10 protein-coding genes are annotated in these 22,004 nt (G+C 45.6%); 1 reads left to right on the plus strand and 9 read right to left on the minus strand.

All coding sequences use genetic code 11. The features are described from left to right. Positions 1–45 precede the first annotated feature (45 nt). From EFB08_RS15325 to EFB08_RS15365, 9 genes are all read right to left on the minus strand, one after another. Entirely contained in the window at positions 46–2,436 is a 2,391-nt protein-coding gene (locus EFB08_RS15325; protein ID WP_317125604.1) for a S9 family peptidase, read from the minus strand. 46 nt (positions 2,437–2,482) lie between these two features. Then, positions 2,483–4,156, minus strand: coding sequence for an amidase (locus EFB08_RS15330; protein ID WP_123127803.1), 1,674 nt, complete (start codon positions 4,154–4,156; stop codon positions 2,483–2,485). Between the two features lie 408 nt (positions 4,157–4,564). Then, positions 4,565–6,139, minus strand: a complete 1,575-nt coding sequence (locus tag EFB08_RS15335; protein ID WP_123127804.1) for a RagB/SusD family nutrient uptake outer membrane protein — start codon at positions 6,137–6,139, stop codon at positions 4,565–4,567. Positions 6,140–6,150: 11 nt separating this feature from the next. Further along, positions 6,151–9,369, minus strand: coding sequence for a SusC/RagA family TonB-linked outer membrane protein (locus EFB08_RS15340; protein WP_123127805.1), 3,219 nt, complete (start codon positions 9,367–9,369; stop codon positions 6,151–6,153). A gap of 1,511 nt (positions 9,370–10,880) precedes the next feature. Then, positions 10,881–12,326 (minus strand): RagB/SusD family nutrient uptake outer membrane protein, encoded by a 1,446-nt coding sequence (locus EFB08_RS15345; protein ID WP_123127806.1) that lies wholly within the window; start codon positions 12,324–12,326, stop codon positions 10,881–10,883. A 10-nt stretch (positions 12,327–12,336) separates the two neighbouring features. After that, on the minus strand, positions 12,337–15,345 hold the full coding sequence (locus tag EFB08_RS15350; protein ID WP_123127807.1) for a SusC/RagA family TonB-linked outer membrane protein: 3,009 nt from the start codon (positions 15,343–15,345) through the stop codon (positions 12,337–12,339). 755 nt (positions 15,346–16,100) lie between these two features. After that, the gene (locus EFB08_RS15355) at positions 16,101–17,204 is read right to left on the minus strand and encodes a DUF6588 family protein (protein ID WP_125077751.1); all 1,104 of its coding nucleotides are present in this window, start codon (positions 17,202–17,204) and stop codon (positions 16,101–16,103) included. A gap of 136 nt (positions 17,205–17,340) precedes the next feature. Next, positions 17,341–18,108, minus strand: coding sequence for a sulfite exporter TauE/SafE family protein (locus tag EFB08_RS15360; protein WP_123127979.1), 768 nt, complete (start codon positions 18,106–18,108; stop codon positions 17,341–17,343). 118 nt (positions 18,109–18,226) lie between these two features. Next, positions 18,227–20,797 carry a lamin tail domain-containing protein gene (locus tag EFB08_RS15365; protein ID WP_123127809.1) on the minus strand — a complete coding sequence of 857 codons (2,571 nt, stop codon included), beginning with the start codon at positions 20,795–20,797 and terminating at the stop codon, positions 18,227–18,229. A gap of 175 nt (positions 20,798–20,972) precedes the next feature. Between EFB08_RS15365 and EFB08_RS15370 the strand changes: the two genes are divergently transcribed. Then, the gene (locus EFB08_RS15370; RefSeq protein WP_123127810.1) at positions 20,973–21,962 is read left to right on the plus strand and encodes an aspartate-semialdehyde dehydrogenase; all 990 of its coding nucleotides are present in this window, start codon (positions 20,973–20,975) and stop codon (positions 21,960–21,962) included. Positions 21,963–22,004: the final 42 nt, after the last annotated feature.

Here is a 22,004-nt window from a genome sequence, read left to right on the forward strand (position 1 = left end):
AAAAGCCCGTCAAGGAGACGGGCTTTTCTGTTTTAAGGGCGGTTTCTATTTTGGACCCGTTTTGTTCAAATTGGCCTCGAAAAGCTTCAGGATACGCTTGTACTCATCGGTCCAGCTGCTGGGCTCCACAAAGCCGTGGTCTTCTATGGGGTAAACGGCCAGTTCCCAGTTCTCTTTCTTCAGCTCGATCAGGCGCTGCGACAACCGCACGATGTCCTGGAAATGCACGTTGGTGTCTACCATGCCATGGCACATCAACAATGCCCCTTTTAAACCTTCGGCGAAGTAAATAGGAGAGCTGCGGGTGTAAGCAAGGCTATCGTCCTGAGGTTCGTTCAGGATGTTGGAAGTATAGCCGTGATTGTAGTGGGCCCAGTCGGTGACCGACCGAAGGGCAGCCCCTGCGGCAAAAACATCGGGTTGGGTGAACATGGCCATCAGGGTGATAAATCCACCGTAAGACCCGCCATAGATGCCAATCCGCTTGGGGTCTACCTTGTATTTCTCCACCAGCATCTTGGCGCCGTCTACGTGGTCACTGAGGTCTTTTCCGCCCATGTGCCGGTAAATGCCGGTACGCCAATCGCGGCCGTAACCGGCGCTGCCCCTGTAATCGATATCCAAGACGGTATAGCCTTTGTCTACCAGAAGGTTGTGGAACATGTATTCCCTGAAATAGGTGCTCCACCATTTGTGGGCGTTCTGCAGATAACCCGCGCCATGCACGAAAATCACGGCTGGTCCATTTGCAGCGGAACCTTCGGGCCGGTACAACCGGGCATGTACGTCTGCTCCATCGGTGGCTTTATAGGTGATTACCTCCGGCTCTCGCCAAGGATAGGCATTGAATTCCTGGGTAGTTGATTTGGTGATCTGCACCGGCTTGGCTCCGGGTCTGTTCTCCATGAGGTACAGCTCCCAAGGTTTGTTGGAGTAGGAATACCGGATAGCCAGATGCTTTTCATCTGGAGACATGGTCACTTCATGGGCGCCGGTCATGCGGGTGATCTGCTCCATTTTGCCGCCTTTCAAAGGCATTCTATAGAAATGCTGCTCTCCGGGGTGCACCTGGTTGGTGGTGAGATACCAGTTTTTCCTGTCTTGGCTCATCTGGATGTTCAGCACCTCAAATTTTCCGCTGGTCAAGGCCTTCTTCTGCCCGGAGGCAGCATTCACAGTGTACAGGTGGGCATAGCCGCTTTCTTCTGAGAGAAACCACACGTTTTCATTGTCGGGCATCCAACCTATTTCGCCAGGGCCGTACCCGTTGATCCACGCCTCGTCATGCTGCCGATCCAACACCTTAATTCCCCGGGTGGCGGGGTCAAACGTCATGATCCAACGGTCTTTGTTATCATGTGCTCTGGCTACCAGCACCGCTTTCTTCCCATCTGGGGAATAGTAAGGCCCGAACATCATAACTTTTCTCGTCTCTGTTTTGGCTTGTGCCGAATCTACTTTGCCGGTTTTCTGGCCGTTTTTCAAAAAAGAAGGCTTTTCCTGAATGCCCGGTAGCGTCTTGAAAGAAACGAGGTACGTGGTGTCTGCCTTCAGGTCATACAGCCCAAGTTCATAGGTAGCCTGGTCATCGCCAACCTTGGTTCTGGTAGGGATATCCTCGGTGTAGCCCGAGGAAGTCACATAGTTTGGTACCTGCGCAACCTTGCTGTTGGCCGGCCTGGTTACCAACCGATAGGTGATGAACCGCTCATCGGGGCTCAATATGATATTGTCTACCGTTTTGTCTTCAAGGTAGATTTCCCTGGGCCGGTTTCTGGAGGCTTCTTTCTGGGCCAGACGTTGCTGCCGCCGTTCCTCTTCCCGTTTCTGGATGATCTGCACTAAATCGGTCTGCTGCTCTCGCAAGAAACGCTCCTGCGGGTCCTTCACAAAGTCTGGATCTGCGGGTTTCCGGCCTTTTCTGAAATCGGTGAGTTGCCGGGTTTGTCCGTTGGCAATGCTCCAAGCGTACAGGTTTCCGTCCTTCACGTAGGTGATTTCTTGCTCATCAAAGGCAAAGGCCGGAGAAGACTCTCTTTCTACGGTTTTGGTGAGTTGCCTCAGCTTCCCAGATTTCAAATCTACCAGAAAAAGGTCTCCTCCGCGTTCGTACACCCGCTGGGTTCTCTTTTGGTTATAGACGCCCCCCGGGGTAAGCAGTCTCCGGCGCTCCGCCGCAGGCACTTTGCTTACTTTCTGGTTTTTTACTCCAACGGTGTATAGAGAGTCACGCCTGGCTTTCTCGGGATTCCATTGGAAGTAGGCTTGTTTGCTGTCATCAGACCAATAGATAGCACTGGGAGAAGTACCTATCCATCGGGCAGGATCCTGCATGATCTTCTCTACCGTGAGGGTTGGCTTGGTTTGGCCATAGCTCCCGAAAAAAGGCAACAAGGCCATGGCTCCGCTCAGGAGCATTTTCAATTTCACGCGCATTTTAGGGTTGTTTTCAGGAAAATAGGTCAAAAACAGTAAATACTGGCTAGAAAGCCAAAGAAGGATGCTTTTTGTGGAAATCGGTTCCGTCTTGGTAAGCCTTCGCGAAGGCCAACAAGTCGGCTTCGCCAAATAGTTTACCGATGAAGGTGATGGTGGTAGGCAGGTTTCGGGTACTGAAGCCATTGGGAACCACCACACACGGATGCCCTGTCAAGTTGGTGACTACCAGGTTGCTGCTGGCGAACGAAGGAGATACGTACACGTCTACCTTCTGCATCATTTTGTGCATCTCCTGAATCAGCTGGTATCGTACCCGCTGAGCCTGGATATATTCCACCGCGGGGATAAACCGGGCGCTCCGGAAGGTATTTGGCCAGGCATTTCGGTCCTGATTCACCATCAAATCTACTTTGCCGTTGCGGGTGATTTCATCAAAGGCTGCCGCCCCTTCCACCGAAATGGTGAGGATAAGGTCATTCACGGGCAATTTCGGCAGTTCAATGGGAATGAGTTCGTGCCCGGCTTTCCGCAGTGCCTCCAAGGTGGCCTGGTCCTGTGCTTTGGTGGGATAATCGCGGTCGAAGTCGGTTTTCAGGTACCCAATCCGGAGTTTCTTCAGGTCTTGTTTGGCGTCATAGTTAAAGGAAGCGTCATACACCGTCTGGTCTTTCCCGTCTGGTCCATAGATCGCATTAAACACAATGGCGCAGTCTTCCACTGTTCTGGCAATGGGGCCAATCTTGTCCATGGACCAACTTAACGCCATGGCCCCTTGGCGGCTAACCCGACCGTACGTGGGGCGTAACCCCGTAGTGCCGCATGCCGAAGAAGGAGACACAATGGAGCCCAGGGTTTCGGTTCCGATGGCGAAGGGCAGCAAACCCGCCGCCACGGCAGAAGCCGATCCTGCCGAGGAACCGCTTGATCCTCTTTTAATATCCCAAGGTGTTTTTGTTTTGCCGCCGTACCACACGTCGCCCATGGCCAGTTCACCTAAAGTCATCTTGGCAACCAAAACTGCGCCGGCCTCCCTCAGCTTCACAATCACGGTGGCATCTTCGTCTATGACCTGGTCTTTGTAAGGAACCGATCCCCAGGTTGTTTTATACCCTTTGGTGCTCAAGAGGTCTTTCGCCCCATAAGGGATGCCATGCAAGAGCCCTTTGTATTTACCGGCTTTGATCTCGGCATCGGCTTGTTTTGCCTGCTGCATGGCCATTTCCTCGGTGAAGGAAGTCACACACTGCAGTTTGGGGTTGTACTTTTTGAGGCGATCCAGATAGAACTGGGTTAACTCCACTGAGGTAATCTTCTTCGTTTTCAAGAGCTCCGCCAGTTCCCTGACAGAATAGTACGCCAAGTCTTCTCTGTTCGCCGGAAGCTCTACTTTCTTCACCTCAGAGGGCTTGAACTTACCTTTCTCCTTGGCAAAGGTGAAGCCAACCGGCAACGGGTTAAATTGTAACGCAGGCGCTACACTGTTCTCCAGTTTTACTTCCCGCAGGCGGGTATAGCTACCGCGCAGGTCGGTAAGTTCTGTTAAGGCAGTGTCCAACTGTGCATTGGTGAAGGAGAGCCCCAGCAATTTTTGGGCACTCTGCACCATGGGAACCGTGATCTTCTCCATTTGGGCCTGTTTTCCGAAAAACGCCCCGGAAACAAAAATGAGTAAGCCGGAGGTAACTAGGGTAAAAACTTTCTTTGTTTGTGTTGGCATGCAATGAGATTTTAAGAGTAGGATAAACAGAGCTGATTAACAGAAATAACTATCCTTATAATTAACCTTTTTCTGTCAGATTATAAACATTAAAATTAGTAAGTGACCTCCTCACCTTCAATTCTATGAATAGGTTGCCCTAAGCGTGTCACATAAAAGCAGATCACGGTTTTCTTTTTGAACCGAAGACAAATTTAAAAGAATGGCCTGCTTTGATCTCCATCCATATAAATTCCCAAACTTTAGACTGCTTGGGAGTTCATAAGGGTGAAATTATCATTCCCGATTCTCCTTTTAAGAACCACCATTAAAAAAAAGGGCTGCTCTTAAAGAGCAGCCCTTTTTGAAAAGAAAATTTGGAGTAGAATTCCAGAAGGATAAACCTTCTACATTTCTTATATCAATTTACTATTGGTTAAGCACTGGGTTGTTAACAACCTCATTTTGAGGAATGTTAAAGGTTAACTCATCAGAATCCCAAGCGTAAGTTTGCCCTTGGAAGAATAGATGGTTGCTTCCTCTAGTAACACTCTTCTTAAGCCTCTTCATAGCCAAATAGGTTTTACCTTCTCCCCAAAGTTCAATACGGGTTTGAAGATAGATTTCATCCAAGAGAGCTTGACCGCTTAAACCATCCAGTTGGCTTTCATAGGCTGCATAGCTTGCTGGAACAATTCTTTTAACCATTAAGGTCTTCAGCATATCTCTTGCCGGACCGTCCTGGCCTAATCTAGCTTTCGCTTCAGCATTCAACAATACCATTTCTTCAAGACGCATGTAGACATAATCTGTCACAACAACGCGTTGTCCACCTATTACTCTGTTAGGGTCAAAGAATTTGTTAACTGGCATTAAATCCATATCTCCGGCACCATAGCCATCTTCCTTATAGAAAGCTTCAATACCGCCGTTGATTGGGTCAAACTGTCCTTTTCTAACGTCATCCTCGCGAATGGCATTATATAGTCCTACATCAATGGTCTTTGGATCACCTGCCCAAGCATAGCTATAGGTGAATATATCCATTTGCCCCCAATATGAAACTAAGTCAAGGCCATTTGGTACAGTAAGATCTACTCCCCACATCCAGCTAGGGCTAGCTACGTTATTAAATCCAGATTCAGGATTTAATACTTCGCCATTTGCTCCTAATTGCGCGACTACCTCATTTGGATTCAACAAGCGGAAATTGCCTCCAATGAGTTCATCTGTGAGTTCAATTACCTGTTGAAGATCAGCCTGACTGCCTCTGCTTGCATAAGCATACGCTAACAAACCTTTTGCCACATCCTGATTAATTTCATTCTTGGCTGATCTGTTAAAACCTTCCAGCAAAGTGACTGCCTCGGTCAAATCTTTGACAATGAAGTTATAAACTTCGGCAGAGGTACTTCTTGGTTGAGCGTCAGACGCTGAAGAAGAATAAATTGGAATGGTTTTTTCATTTCCAGTTCCGTAGCCATTGCTAAAGTACTGCGAAAGATAGAAGTGGGCATAAGCACGCATTGCTTTTGCCTGACCCATTTGGTGTTTATTGATCGCCTTTTCAGGAACAGCATCATTTCCTCCCAAAATCTCAATAAGAGTATTTGCGGCAAAAACAATTCTGTAATAATACCGCCAAGGCTGGTATCCTGCATTCAAAGTAAAGTCTGTTGTTGCCTGGTATCTAGCTATCCCAGAGTACCACCCGTAGGTTGTTCCGGCTAGCACCACATCAGAAGCAATCATATCACTAAAGATGTCGTACCCTTTTTGACCGAAATCATCGTGGTTTGTTGTTCCTCCTGTGCCTGTATTAAACATAGTAGTGTACAAACCTGCCACAAACCCATTCAACAAAGTAGGGTCTAATTTAGCTGCGTCGGCTATTTGCTCAGGGGAAGTTCTTTCACTTGGCTTTGTCTCCAAGAAATCCTCTTCACAGCTGCTCATTGTTAATGAAAGAGCAGCGGCTGCCATTATATATAAACTCTTTTTCATTCTGGTTCTAATTAAAATTTAACTCTTAAACCTGCTGTTACAGTAGATAATGGAGAATAACGGTACGTGTCAGAAGCTCCAGCTTCTGCAGTAGATGGGTTGAAGCCTTCACGGGCAGTGTTAATCCATAGGTTATCACCTGATACCCAAACAGAAAGTCCGCCTACTCCGAATCTGCTAGTGATAGCAGCAGGGATAGTGTATCCAAGACGCACGTTATTTAATGCTAAATAATTAGCCTTGGTCAGGAAACGGGTAGATAAAGAGTTTACGTTTGCATCTGCGTTGTTAGAAAGACGAGGAACATCAGTGATGTCTCCTTCTTTCTGCCATCTGCTAGTGATGTCCTGGTGCCAGTTGTTGCTGCCCACAACACCGCTGTGCATTAATCCTGCGTAGGTGTAATCGTAAGCATAGCCGCCTAAGCTGTAGATAAACTGCACGTTCAGCTCAAGACCTTTGAATCCACCAGCCAGGTTAAATGCACCTCTTACATCTGGAAGAGCAGACTTGCCCACATACTTTTGCGTTGCACTTGCATACGTCTTGGTAGTGGTTGTTTTCAGGCTACCTTCACTCACTTCAGGGTTTTTATCTAAGTAGTCAGCCAGGTTGCCAATACCTTCACCGGCATCTACTACGTTGTTGTTGTTTAAGTCATTGTAAACAACATTCCACATAGCTCTACCATCTTTAGAATCTACGCCTGCCCACTCTCTCATGTAGAAATCATAAACAGAGTGTCCTTCTGACCATCCGTATGGAGCTTGCACATCAATTGCCTTAGTTCTACCTGTCTCAGCACTGATTGGCATTTTGGTGATCTCGTTACTGAAGATTTCACCATTTACACTTAGATCTAAGTAGTAATCTTTGCTTTTCAGAATGTGACCTGTCAGATCAAATTCGAAACCTTGGTTTCTTAGATTACCAGCATTTCTCTTAATTGTAGCATATCCTTGTGAAGGAGCAACTCTTACGTCAAAAATCAAGGCATCTGTATTCTTGATGTAATAGTCCAAGGTTCCTGACAGGTATTTACCTAAGCCAAACTCAATACCAGTCTGGAACATTTTAGAAGTTTCCCAAGTCAGACCGGCATTGCCTTTGCCAAAGAAAGAAAAGGCTGGTCTTTCATTAAGTGGATCTATATCCCACAAGTCATATCCAGGATAGAAGCCTACACCTGCCTGGTCTCCGATTAAACCATAACTTGCTTTCAGCTTCAAATTGCTCAGAATAGTCTGAGAACTCATGAAGTCTTCGCTAGAAATCAACCATGCTGTTCCAACTGAACCAAAAGTTCCCCACTTGTCCTCTAAGAATCTTGAGCTACCGTCTCTTCTTATTGTGGCAGATAAAAAGTACTTTTTGTTGAAGTCGTAGTTTATCTGTCCGAAGTAGCTTTCCAGGGCATATTCATTGGTGTAGGAGTTAGATGGGTTGAACACAACTGCATTGCTCAAATCCTCTTCATAGTTGTCTACCAAAGCGTATCCTGAAGCAGTAGAAACATTTTGCTCCCAATTTGTAGCTTCATGAGCAGCCAAAGCTTCTACACTATGTTGACCAAAAGACTTACTATATCTAAGTAAATTCAACAGGTTATAAGAAGTCAACTCAGTGCCTTGGTGAAAGAGACTTCCACCTTGAGAAGCTGAACCACCATAGAATTTATTTCCTCTGTTTACATACTTACTGTTATAGTACTGTGCTCCCAGTCTGTTCTCAAAAGTCAAACCCTCCATGATATTAAAATCTAAACTTGCGTTTCCATTCAATTCATTACGGTTTGTTCTGTTAGTATCATAAGTAGCATCAGCAATGGCATTGGTTAAACCACCGAAACCACGGGCAGTTGCAGTACCATAATCAAACTGATTCCCTCCAAAAATAGGATCTGTGATAAGCGTTCCGCTTGCATCTCTCATGAACAATGGATAGATGGACGGCATGTTATCAACAAACCAGAAAATACTACCAGAGTCAGTAGTCTGGCCATTATTATTGGTTTCAGTTCTGGCGTAGTTGAAGTTCAAGTTACCGGTTAACCACTTGCTGATCTCCTGTCTTACATTTAAACGGGCAGACAAACGGTCAAAAGATGAATTGATTGAATATCCTTGATCATCTAAGTATCCGAAAGAGGAGTAGTAGCTGGTTCCTCCATTGGAGCCACCAAACTTAAGGTTTACCTCTTTACGGGCAGAGTTCTGGAACGCATAATCTTCCCAGTTTTCTGGATCATATTTTCTAGTAATACCTTCTCTTACACTTCTAGTAGTAGGATCAATCAATGCCGCACCATTAGCTGCATTCCAAAGATTGTAGCCAGCTCTTACCCCAGCAGAAGAAAACAACCTTGTATTAGCATAGTTTGTAGGGTTTGCATTGCCAACAGCAACACCTTGGTTGTAAATACCTTCCCAACCTAAAGCAATATACTGCTCAGGAGACTTAATGGTATTATACCGTGGAAGGTAGGCCATATTTGTTCCGAAGTTGGCATCTGCTTCAATATAAGATTTCTTTCCTCTGCCAGATCTGGTAGTGATTACCACTACGCCGTTTGCGCCTCTGGATCCATAGATAGAAGTTGCTGCTGCATCTTTCAAAACAGTAGTAGACTCAATATCAGATGGGTTGATTGAGTTAAGGCTTCCTGAAAACGGCACACCGTCTACCACATAGAGAGGATCACGGCTTCCATTCACTGAACCTATACCACGAATACGAACTGTGGCAACCGTACCTGGCTGACCGCTGGTATTCACAACTCTTACACCGGCTACTTCCCCCGCTAATGCTTGAGAAACGTTGGAGACATTCTTTCTATCAAGAGCCTCTCCACTCACCACCTTGGCAGTACCAGTAAATGATTGTTGGGTTGTTGTTCCGTAACCAACCACCAAAACCTCTTGCAGGGTTTCGGCATCAGTAGACAATCTAACATTAATTGAAGATTGTTCTCCTATGGCAACTTCTTGGTTTGTAAACCCGATGAAGGTAAACACCAGTGTACCACCTCCATTAGGCACACTAATAGAATAGTTTCCGTTTAAATCTGTTGGAGAAGCGGTAGTAGATCCCTTGAGTTGAACTGTCACCCCAGGCATTCCCTCTCCTGTTTGCGCGTCAGTCACTCGTCCTGTTACAGTTCTACTTTGAGCCCACACTTGCGTTACAAGCATCAACAACAAAGCAAAACTTAATAGTAAAGTTTTCTTCATTTGATTTGGTTTGTTAAAAAAGTTAGTATTGTTTGATAACCAAATATAGAGTTAATAGACACTTTAACAAACTCTTAACATTCTACTTCTTACTATTTTTCATCCATTCAACAGGTCTATTTTTCTGTTTTATGACATGGAAGAAAACAGCTTTTCATTAATTTAAGATTTTATCAAACCTTATAATAATTTTAAATAAATTTCATTAAATAAATCTATTATTTTAACAATTTAATAATCTAGTTTTTCATTAGGCTACCATATATATTTTTCAACTATTTTATGTGGAAAACTTTTGGTAACGCTCCGAACAGGTATTCCATAACCATTTTTTTTAAGTAACAAAATTTATTTAATTGGATTTAGATGCGGCTCTATCATTATTTATAAAGGTGTAGCCCATGCAATCTTCATTATCCTTCCAAAAGTAGGGAGGGGCATATGTTTCTTAGTTAGCCGCCCTTAATTCCGGCACTACACAGGAATAAGCCAGAGCTGCTTTAAGGCATGCTTTGACAAAGTACTAGAGCTTCACTATTTACACTCTGCCTCTGAACCAAGAGCGTTTTGAAGCATTTTGGTCAAAATGAACTTAATACACTAATATTCTAAAGGGGTCTTAGTTCATACAGCGCACCCTCTTAACAAGAAAGGCAAAGCAAAATTGAGGGATCTTATGTTTTTGAACCACTTTTAACCTCATGAGTCATCCACACCAGGCTATTACATACTAGACTAGGGTTTGTGAGTATACTGTTGTTGGAGAACCCTACTTTCTTGTAGCTGAAAGTAATGGTGTTACCATAATAGGTGGGGAGAGTAATCAAAAGCGTTTTCCTTCTTGCATTGAAAACTTAGAGAATATCTACTCTTATCTTGACCTATAAGTCTTTAAAAAATTTCTTTTATTTTTCAAAGACTTAAATTATAAAAACAGCTTTTTAAAAATAGCTAACCAAATTTTATAACCCATTTAAATTCAGCGATTTACTATGATAAACTATTAATAAATAGCTTAATTAGACCTATTTCTAATATTTATTTCTCTTTCTAGCATCCTGCCCACAAAAAAGCCACGGAGTAAACTCGTGGCTTTTCATGATTCAATTCGAATTTGGTATAATTGGCTTTCATTATGAATTATACAATAAATTTTAGGCTTTAATTTATAGCACTCCATTTCCACAAAGTTAAAGCACCACCCGGACTGCACTTAGAGCAGTACAAATGACAAACTAGGTTTAAGGATCAGGCTTCAAATCTATTTGTATTTGTAATTTTAGATGCAATAACTGCTTTACTTCGCAGGCCTAAACAATTCCTAATGCAACAATGGTTTAAACATCAACCATCAATTAGGCACTAATGAAACTTATCTTGTATAAATAACTATAACTTTTACTTTGTAAGTAGCTTGGTAAATATTTTAGAGGGCCTAGCCCTATTCTAGGCATAAAAAAACTCCCAAGCTGAAACCAACCTGGGAGTTTTTTTAACCTAATTAACTAAAACTAGTTGTAACCTTCGTTCTGCTGAATATTTGGATTTGCATCTCTCTCTCCCTGCGGGATCGGCTGAATCCGTCTAGCATTATCAACCGCAATCAATCTTGCAGCCGCAGGATGTTCTGCTGTCCGCTGAATTGGTCTGTTCAAACGCATGAAATCCCAATATCTGTGGCCTTCAAAAGCAAGCTCCTTTCTTCTTTCAGTAAGGATGTCTTCAATCAACTGATCTCCCAAAGACACGTATGGGGCAGCACCTCTAGCTGAGGCCACATTATTCAATGTTATTAAAGCAGCCGCAGGTTCGCCTGTTCTGGCTTGGGCTTCGGCTAAAATCAGCACTACCTCTGCGTATCTGATAACTTTAATATCGTCTTTATCAGCAGCATTGGATGTATTAGGGTACTTATTAACCGCATAAGACTCTGTGCCAATACCTTTTGTACCTGCTGCATTTACTTTCAGAAGTCCTCTACGAACATCTGTAGCGGAATAAGTTTTGTAAAGATCAGTTGTTGCAAACATATCGTAATAACCATTCTGGTCATACAGATAAGCTAAGGCGTTAGTACCATTGTTGTTTACTCCATCCAGGCCAATTTCATATAAAGTTTCCACCTTATCTGTTCTGGCAGCACCTGAAGCCCAATAAGCAGCAAAGTTAGCCGAGGTAACTAGTTTGTAACCTGAGTTATTAACAACATCTAAAGCAGCAGTTTTTGCATTGGCAAAATCTCCCATATACTGATACGCTCTTGCCTGTAAAGCCTTGGCAGCATACTTGGTAAAGAAAGCAGAGCTTTTGCTTACAGTCATTAAGGTATATGCTTTTTCTAAATCTGCAAGGATTTGAGCATACACCTGCTGTACAGTTCCTCTGGAAGGCTTAAAGCTGGTATAGTATTGCGTTGGGTTAGACGCGCTAAATTCTGCTACAATAGGAATACCTGGTGCGTTTGGATCAACAGTGTATGGTTTTGCAAAGAATTTCACTAATTCAAAATGGCATAAAGCACGCACGGCATACGCTTCTCCTTTTAGTTGATCAACTGCAGCCTGATCTGCGCCCGCAACAGCAGGAAGCTCAGCAAAAATCACTGTATTGGCACGCAGAATGGAAGTATACATGGCACTCCACATGTCACTTGCCTCTACAGTGGCAACAGTAGTAGAAAAGTTGTTCTGCGTAATATAACGACCAGAGTTAGATGGGGCAATGAATACATTGTCTGCCATCAAATCACCCATTATTGGAATGCTTCTCCCGTATGCCCCAGTGGAGCGCAGGGAGCTATACATACCATTTGCTGCAGCCTGTAAATCATTGGTTGTAACAATAGCATCGCCTACGGGCAAAGAGGTATATGGCTCTTGATTTAAAAACTCATCTTTACATCCACCCAAAAGCAATGCTGCTGAGAGCATGGACATATATAAATACTTCTTAGTCATTTCTTATTACTTAAAAATTAACATTCAACCCAAAAGTCAATGATTTTGACATTGGAATATCTGAGTTACTTGAACTATTCACCCCAGCCTCTGGATCAATTGGCAAGTTCTCGTCAAATGTTTTTGTAAATAGGTTAGTGCCTCTTACATAAACGTTAACTTTTGAGAAGCCCAATCCAGAAATCCATTCAGGTTTCAAGTCGTAACCCAAAGAAAGGTTTCTTAATCTGATGTAATCTCCTTTGTAAAGGTATCTGGTTGAGAACGAGTTTGAGCTTGTAGTAGCGCTATAGACATACTTTGGCACGTCTGTAACATCACCTGGTTTCTGCCATCTGTCCAATACTTTTTTGTATTTGTTGTTCAATGGGTTTACACCATCCATCAAATAAGCCTCCCAACCATCTCTCACGTAGTTACCGAAGTTATAAACAACCAAAGCGTCTAATGTTACACCTGCATAGGAGAAGGTGTTATTGAAGCCACCGAAGAATTTAGGAGAGGCACTCTTATATGGCACACGTACAGCTTGGCTGTAAACAGTAGTTTTCTCTGTTTTCTCTGCATCTTTCCACCACTGTGGATTACCGGTTTGTGGATCTACACCCGCCCATTGACGAACGTAGAAGGTACGGTAATCATATCCTTCTCTGGTTAGATATGCTCCATCAATGATATCAGCACCATCTACCAGTTTGGTTACACGGTTTTTATTGAAGGCGATGTTGAAGTTAGTATTCCATTTGAACGCTCCGTCAATTGGATAGCCACTAATTGTAAATTCAACACCTGTGTTTTTCATCTCTCCAATATTCTGAAGAACAGAGCTGAACCCAGTAGTTCTGGATATCTGGCGATTCAACAACATATCGCTTGTTGTTCTCTCGTAGTAATCAAAAGACAAGTTTAATCTATCTGAAAAGAAACCTAAGTCAATACCTGCATCAAAAGGTTTATTCTGCTCCCAGGTAAGATCAATGTTTCCTAAGTTATTGAAGGCTCCACCGGGAGCGCTATTATAGTTAACACCGTAGCCAAAGGTTGGGCGCCAGGTATAGTTTCCTATGTCACCGTTCCCATTTACACCATAAGAAGTTCTTAACTTCAATGTAGAGATATAGTCAAACGCTTCCATGAAGGCTTCTTCATGCACATTCCAGCTTGCGCCAACAGACCAGAAGTTACCATAGCGGTTGGTTGAGCCAAATCTGGAAGAACCATCTCTTCTGAAGGTACCACTTACCACGTATTTGCCTTCATAATTCAAGTTGAGGGCAGAAATAATAGAGTTGAAGGTATAATCACTTCCACTTCCATTACCGGCAACCGGAGTTGATGCAACGGCAGATGCTGGCAATGCATTTGTAATTGGATATCCAGTGGCATTAGTAGTAATGTTGTACTGAGCAGATTTCTGTGCTTCGTACGCTAACGTGGCATCTCCGCCTATTTTCTCAAAGCCAGGCACCTTAAATCTGTAGTTCAACTGATTTGTGGCAATCCAGTTAAACAGGCGGGTAAAGTAGTTATAACCTCTACCAGAGACAGTTCTACCATCACCATGAAAAGGGTTCCAGAACATCTCTTCTTCTAAACTAGTGTAGTCTACCCCTACTTTAGAAGTGAATTTCAGGTTCTGAAGGATGCTCCATTCAGCACCAATTGACCCAATGGCTTTGGCATTTCTGAGCTCACGCTTGTCATTTTCAACCAGATACAGAGGGTTGAAGTTACCAGTATAGCCTAAAGTACCTGCTCTGCTGATGTTAATTGTACCATCATCATTATAAGGTCTTTGCGTTGGAAGCAAGAATGCGGCAGATCCAACAGGATTTGAAAAACCTCCTCCATTAGATGGAGTATGTTGATTTACATTAGATAAATTCAAAGTATTGAAAAAAGACACTTTGTCACTTACCTTATGGCTTAAATTCAAGGTCCCTGAAACCCGCTGCAAGTCCGATCCTATTACTGGAGCTTCTTGCTTGAAATAGCCACCAGACACATAAAACTGTGTTCTTTCATCACCACCAGAAGCAGATAAATTATAGGTCTGTTGGTTTCCTTTTCTGGTTACCAGATCAAACCAATCTGTATAAACTCCAGATCCACCTCCTAAAGCAAGAATCCTAGCCTGAATTTCTGCAGGAGTATATCCGCCATTGTTCACCAAACCTTCTTGGGTAAGCGTAAGCCACTCGTCAGAATTCAGGTATTGTCCTGCCTCCGGTAACTTAGCAATTTCAGTATACCCGTATTCACCACTGGCATTAAACTTAGTTTTTCCGGATCTACCTTTTTTAGTAGTAATCAAGATTACACCATTAGCACCACGAGACCCATAAATCGCAGTTGAAGCGGCGTCTTTCAAGACGTTGACACTTTCAATGTCATTAGGGTTTAGACCTGCTAATTGGTTAGAAGTTGTAGTTAGTCTTGATACATCACCAGTATTCAATATTACCCCATCCACAACATAAAGAGGATTGGACCCGGCATTTATTGAACCTATACCTCTAATCCTGATTTGTTGGGTTGCACCTGGCTGCCCAGAGAACCCAACGGATTGCAAACCAGCAACTTGACCCTGTAGAATTTGCTCTACTGATGGCAAAGGCCTATCGGCAATCTTTTCTGAGGAAACAGTTGCCACAGAACCGGTAATTTCACTTTTTGTTAAAGACTGGTACCCAGTAACTACCACCTCGCTTAGTGAACGAGCATCAGAGGTTAAGCGCGCATTGATAGTAGTCTGGCTACCAATTGCAACTTCCTGGTTTGTGTAACCAATAAACGAAAACACCAAAGTACCGCCTGCAGTAGGCACATTGATTGAATAGGCACCATTTACATCCGTTGGCGCTGCGGTGGTACTTCCCTTGAGTTGTACTGTCACACCAGGCATTCCCTCTCCTGTTTGTGCGTCAGTTACTCGTCCTGTTACAGTTCTACTTTGAGCCCACGCTTGTGTTATTAGCGCTAGAACCAAAGCAAAACTGAATAGTAAAGCTTTCTTCATGTGATTTTAAGTTGTCTGTAAAGTTATTTTGTTAGATAGTCAAATTTAGACCTAAAAGGTGTACAAGCAAATTCTTAACATAACTTTTCTTTAAAATTCAAAACCTTTGCACTGAAAGAGCGTTTAAAGACATCTTTTAAAATTTATGTTACTAAAATAAATCTCAACCATATACCTTACCCAGCTTTCCACTTCAACGAACCTCAGCAAAGCATACTGGATGGTTGCCAATTCTCCTTCAAGATTTCATTAGAATCTCAATTCTGCCCTTTTCACCCTTCCTACTTCTTGATTTACTTAACTTTACAGATTTAAATCTAATACCTTGGGAGACTTCTAACTAGAGCAATGAGCCCTCTGACAGGAAATAACAAATAAATTATTTTATATTATTTATTCATAAAGTAACAAACAAAGAAGTAGCACTTTTCCATTTGTATTATCTGCAAAAGCGAAACCCAACAATAATACACAAGAAAGAAGAAGGCAATATCTCACTCACTTTGAACTACTTACCAAATAAACCTTTCAAAAGAAACCTTGACATACTCTTTGTTCTTTTGTTGCCCACTGTTTTTGACCTCTTTTTCTTAAAACAGCCTTAAAACATACATCAGGACCATAGCACCATCTCCATTTCCCCACACAGGTGCAATTCAACTATGGTCGGCACGTTTGGGCAGGAGGACCTATAAACAGGAAGGCCTCCGTCATACAATTGACGGAGGCCTTCCTATGAAGCAATGACTCTGATATTAATTGAATCCTATGCCAATACCGGCTGTAGCAGTTGGGTATTTTGCCAGGGTGTACTCTCCATATAAAGAGAAGACCAAAAGCTTCAGGCGCAGACCACCGGTAACGCCCCATTGGTTATCCTTCATGTTCAGCAACACAGGATCAGTGATATCTTCCACGTATTTGCTGTAGGGTGGAGAAGTACGGTAAGCGGCAATGGGGTATTTCCCTTCCACATTCAGATCAGTTTCCACTTTGCTGTAACGCACGCCGGCATAGCCGGTAAGCACGCTTAGCGTTTTAGAAACTACCAAGCTACCGGTTAAGGCCTTTGTGTTCAGGGTAACGGCCTGACCATCATAGTAAGTGGCACTCTTCTGCTGGGCAGTGGCATACGGTTGATCCTCGTCAGCCAACTCTACATTGATTCCGTTGTAGGAGCTTTTCAGGTTGGTGTACCCTCCAAATACGGTGATGTCAAATCCGGGGATCATACTGATCACCGGAATCCATTGCTTCAGGCCATGTTTCAAGCCCACGCCCCAGAGTTGTCCCTCAAAATCATCGTACTTCACTTTAGGCGAATACCGCACGGCTACTTCGGTCTCTTTGATGAGGCCCAGGCTCACCTGCGCCATAGGAACCGGCAACAAGTGGTATCCAGAACCCTGGGGAGCATTGATGGTAGCTACGCGTTCCTCTTGTTTCGTGAGAGGATTTGTGATGTAGAGGTTCAGTTCAGGGCCTTCCTGGTCATCGCCGAAAATGGTGGGGGTGAGGGTAGACTTGCTGTTGTCATACCGAACCTGTGAGCTTAACCCAAGTTTGGCAAGATCAAATGTTCTGTCCTCTTCCGGGGCGAAAGCGGCCGTGGCGAAAACCCGCACGTCGAAACGACCCAGCTTCATCGCTTTTCCGGAGTTAAACCAACCTCCGTTTAAGCTGTGACCGAAAGCCTTACTAGCCGGCTCAATGTAAGCCCGCAGCAATTTGTTTGCATCGGCTCTTCCTGCCCTTACAAATTCACCTACCTCCTGCTGGGCATGGGCAGCTGGGGAAGACAGAAAAAGACCAAGCACTGGCAAAGCCGCCAATGAGAGTTTACGAAGAGCTTGCTTCATAGAATAGTTAAACAAAATCAATCCAGTTAGTTAAATAGCGTGCGAACTTCTACAAAATCCGGAAGTTTTCAAATAGGGGCAAAAACTTTACTTAGAAGTGAGTATCCGGTTTGGGAGATGTTTTCAGAAACAAGGCTTAAAACAGATACTGCTTGAACGTGTCATAGGCAAACTTCAGGATGATGCCGGAAACCACCACCAGAAACAACTTCCGCACGAAACCAGAGCCTTTGGCCAGCGCAATGCGGGTACCCACCACCGAACCCAAAACACTACAGATGGCCATGGGAATACCAATGTGGTACAGGATATATCCCTTGTAGCCGAAATATAACAAAGCCGATAGGTTCGTGGCCACGTTCACCACTTTAGCAGAAGCCGAGGACGTCAGAAAGTTAAACCCGAAAATACCCACGAAAATGAACATGAGAAACGAGCCGGTACCCGGCCCGAAGAACCCGTCATAGAACCCAATCACCAACCCCACCCCTATTCCGTACCAGAGTTCCTTAGCCGGAGCCAACCGGGGCGCATGGATAGACCCGAAGTCTTTCCGGAAGAAGGTGTACACGGCCACCGAAATCAGCAGCACCAGAATCAACGGACGAAGCAGATCGGCGTTGAAGTGGCTGAGGGCGCGGGCACCCAGAAACGAGAACACGAACGCGGTAATTGCGGCCGGCAAAAGAGCCTTCCAGTTGATCTCCACGTTTCTGGAATAGCGCCACATAGACACTGTGGTACCCGCAATGCTGGAAAGCTTGCCCGTTCCAAAGACAGTAGGAACCGCCACGTGGGGCAAAAACACAAACAGCGCCGGCAACTGGATAAGCCCCCCTCCTCCTACCACAGAATCAATCAAGCCTGCCAGAAAAGCGAACAGGCACAGGTACAGAATATCCAACTTGAAAGCGTTACGCCGGTGTGCGGCAAATGAAACCGCAAATATTCTGAAATTGTGCGGGTTAATCAAACCTGCCCCCGGCTAAGAAGCGCTTTTTGCCTGTTTCCCCAAAAACAGCCTAGAAACGCCCGCCCACTACAGCGGTCTTTTTCAGAACCTCCTTCTGCCCCTGCAGGTTAAACAACTCCACCAACACCACATAGTAGCCAATGGCGGCTTTGGACCCACCATCCGTCAGGCCGTCCCACTGGAGCACGCTTTCGGCACCTAGCAAGGTATTAGCGGAAAGTTTGCGGATGTAGCGGCCCTGGGCATCGAAGATAGTGACTTTTGCCACAAACCCGGCCTGCGGCAATAGGAACTTCAAGAGCAAAGCATCATCAATCCCGTCTCCGTCTGGCGTGATGGTTTTGGGCTGAAGGGTTAACCGTTCGGTGGAAGTAAGGGCTCTGCGGGCCTGGGAGTTTTCGTGGCCAGGGGTGGCTTTCACGTGGGTAGCAGCCGAGTGGAAATTAGAAGGGCTGGAAGGATCAGCCAATGAGATGCGTTCCAGCGAAATGCCTTCGGAATCGGAGATCAACTTGAAATGCTGGGTGCTTTGGTAGCTTACCTCGTCCATTAGGGTGTTATCGGGGGAAAGCAGGACCACGTTTCCGGCCTCATCCGGGAAAGACGGAATGGAAGGCATGGCGAAGAACCGATCAGAGCGCCCGTTAGGATATTCGGTTTGCAAAGTGGCGGAATCAGTGGTGAGCACCAGGTACTCGCCGGGGCCAAGCAAGAGTTGCCGACTGCTGATCTTTCGGGCACTGGCCACAGAGCCATCCTGCCGATTGGCGAGTTGCCAATCCTGCAGGCTCAGCCACTTTCCTGACCTGTTGACAACCTCCACAAAGTCTACCCCGCCAGACCGAGGATTGAACAGAATTTCATTGATGACCACATCGCCTTTGTGCGGGGTAGCCGGAAGAAGAACCGTTTGCACCTGGGCAGCCGCTTTGTTGCCGGCACAATCAGTCAGTTCTTGCACTGTTACCGTATAGCGCAAGCTTTCCTGCAAAGGTGTGGCCAATGTCAACTCTACTTCCCGGTAATCGGGTGATAAAACCCGCACCTGTTGTATTGAGATCGCATTAGATATAGTGTACAGGCTTACCTGCCCGGCCTGCACACTGTCCAGAGGCTCACTGAAGGAAAGCAGAAGTTTATCAGGAGTAGTAGCCACTATCTGCTGCAACACGGGCGGTGTCTGATCCACTTCCCGCACCGAGTTGACCTGCCCGGGAGTACCGCCTTGCAGATGCACCGAGGCTTTCCATTGAGAGGCTCCGGCGCACCGGCTGTTCACATCCGTCAGTTCCAAACTCCAGCCGCCATTTCTTTTATCTGCATCGCGGTACCAGGCGGAGGAATACCTGACCACATCAATCAACTCGCCTTCGGGATTGAACAGTTCTACGGCATCACCACTGTCATTGAGCGAGGGAAAGGTGGAAAGCCCCTTTACCGGACCAAAGGATTTATAAAGTGCGGTATCTGCGGCAGCGCAGACAATCAGGTATTCACCGGGCCTTATTATATAAGGAGTGAAAGTACCCGAAGCGTTGGTGGCATCTGAATACTTCCAGCCTTGTAGGTTGAAGGCTTTATCACTGCGATTATAGATTTCGATAAACTCAGCGGCGGGCAAGTCTTGTAAAGGATTGACATCGGCATAGATTTCGGTGATACGAACGTCGCCTGGTTGCGCCTTCGGGCTGTAAGAGAACGTTCCTTTCAGGTTCTGCGTCAAGTTGCCGGCAGCATCAGTCGTTTGCAGGACTTCGATTTGGTTTTGGCCGGTGATGAAATCCTGGCTGAACTGTAGTTGGACTACCTGCGGATGATCGGTTTGCCAGAGGACCTTTTCAGGAATAAGATTTCCGTTCAACCGGTAATGCGTTACGTTTTGGGCCTCTTTTCCTAAAATCGGCTTTGAAAATGTGAGGGTAAGGGTTTTGGCATTGGAGGCTTCGGCGCTGACCAGACTGGTACCTTCTAATTCCTTGACCGTGAAATCATCGAAGTAAAACCGCTGGGCGTTGGCCTGTGAATACCGGAAAAGGATGCCTGCGTAAGAAGATGTGGTATACCGCGCATCTTGGGCGGTGCCCTGCACCTGGTACTCCCTTTTGGCACCGGAGGCGTCCAGTTCCAAAGTCCAGCCGTGAGCGGCGGAGCGGGTAACTTTTACCCATAGTCGGTTATTAGAGGCGGCAACAGTTTTGTCGGGCCCGTCAATGATCTTGGTGGCAATGCTGCCGTCTCTGCGGAAAAGGCTTACCTCGTCCTCGGTGCCGCCTACCCGCACAAAGTATCCCTGTACAGCCCCTTTCAGGTCAGGAACATCTGAGACCAGGTACACCTCGGCGAAATTTCCGGAAGACGTCGCGAAGCCCAGTTGAAGGTAGAACTCCCATTGGGTAGCCGTGCCTAAATGGTTTGCGGTGGCCAGATGCAGCGTGGTTCCGGTAACCGCAGGCCCCTGGCTTTGCAGTTGGCCCGCGCTGTTCACCTGAAAAAAACTGACGTCCCCTACCCAAACAGGTGCCCGCGTGACGTCTCCGTCAGAGAAGGATTCTATTATCTGCGCCTCAAGAGTAGGTAAAACTGCTATCCATAGAAGAAAAGCAAGAAAGAATTGCCTCATGATAAGCCTGTACTTTATTTTACGTTAAAAGTTGGCTTACTTTGTAGTAGGTGATGTGCGTTTTCTGCCTGATTCTCAGAAAACAAGTGAAAAACGCGCTCCCTTTTGCCTAGGAGAAATGCGTTGTGTTTTGAGTGGGCCACCAATGCTTAATTTAATTTACACACCCTTATACATGAAAGTAGCTGTAGTAGGCGCCACCGGCCTAGTGGGTGGCGAGATGCTGAAGGTCCTGGCGGAGCGTAACTTCCCGGTTGACGAATTGTTGTTAGTAGCCTCTGAGAAATCTGTGGGCCAGAAGATGGAGTTCCAGGGCAAGGAATATACCGTGATCGGGATGGAAGAAGCCATTGCGCAGAAACCCCAGATCGCGATTTTCTCGGCGGGCGGTAGCGTGAGCAAGGAGATGGCTCCTAAGTTTGCGGCGGCCGGCACCACCGTGGTTGACAATTCCTCGGCCTGGCGCATGGACCCGTCCAAGAAATTGGTGGTTCCAGAGATCAATGCCTCTGAACTCACCCCTGAAGATAAAATCATCGCCAACCCTAACTGTTCTACCATCCAGATGGTGGTGGCGCTCAACAACCTGCACAAGACTTTAAAAGCCAAGCGCATTGTGGTGAGCACCTACCAGTCAGTGACCGGAACGGGTAAGAAGGCAGTGGACCAGTTAATGAACGAGCGCGCCGGCAAAGAAGGCGAGAAAGCGTACGCCTACCCCATTGACCTGAACGTGATTCCGCACATTGATGTGTTTGAGGCCAACGGGTACACCAAGGAAGAGATGAAGATGGTGAACGAGACCAAGAAGATCATGGGCGATGACTCTATCAGAGTGACCGCGACCACGGTACGTATTCCGGTGATCGGGGGCCACTCAGAGTCAGTAAATGTGGAGTTTGAGAAGGATTTCACCCTGGAGGAAGTGTACCGTCTGTTGCAGGAAACCCCAGGTGTAGTGGTGGTAGATGACGTTGCCAACCTCAAATACCCCATGCCCAAAGATGCCCACGGGAAAGACGAAGTGCTGGTAGGCCGTATCCGCCGCGATGAAACGCAGGACAGGACCATCAACATGTGGATAGTCGCCGATAACCTCCGCAAGGGAGCCGCTACCAACGCAGTTCAGATTGCTGAGTATCTGGTGGAGCACAAACTGGTGTAACATCCGCTTTAACCATAAAACAGAAAGGCCACCTTTGCGGGT

Source organism: Rufibacter latericius (assembly GCF_003721515.1).
GTDB lineage: Bacteria > Bacteroidota > Bacteroidia > Cytophagales > Hymenobacteraceae > Nibribacter > Nibribacter latericius.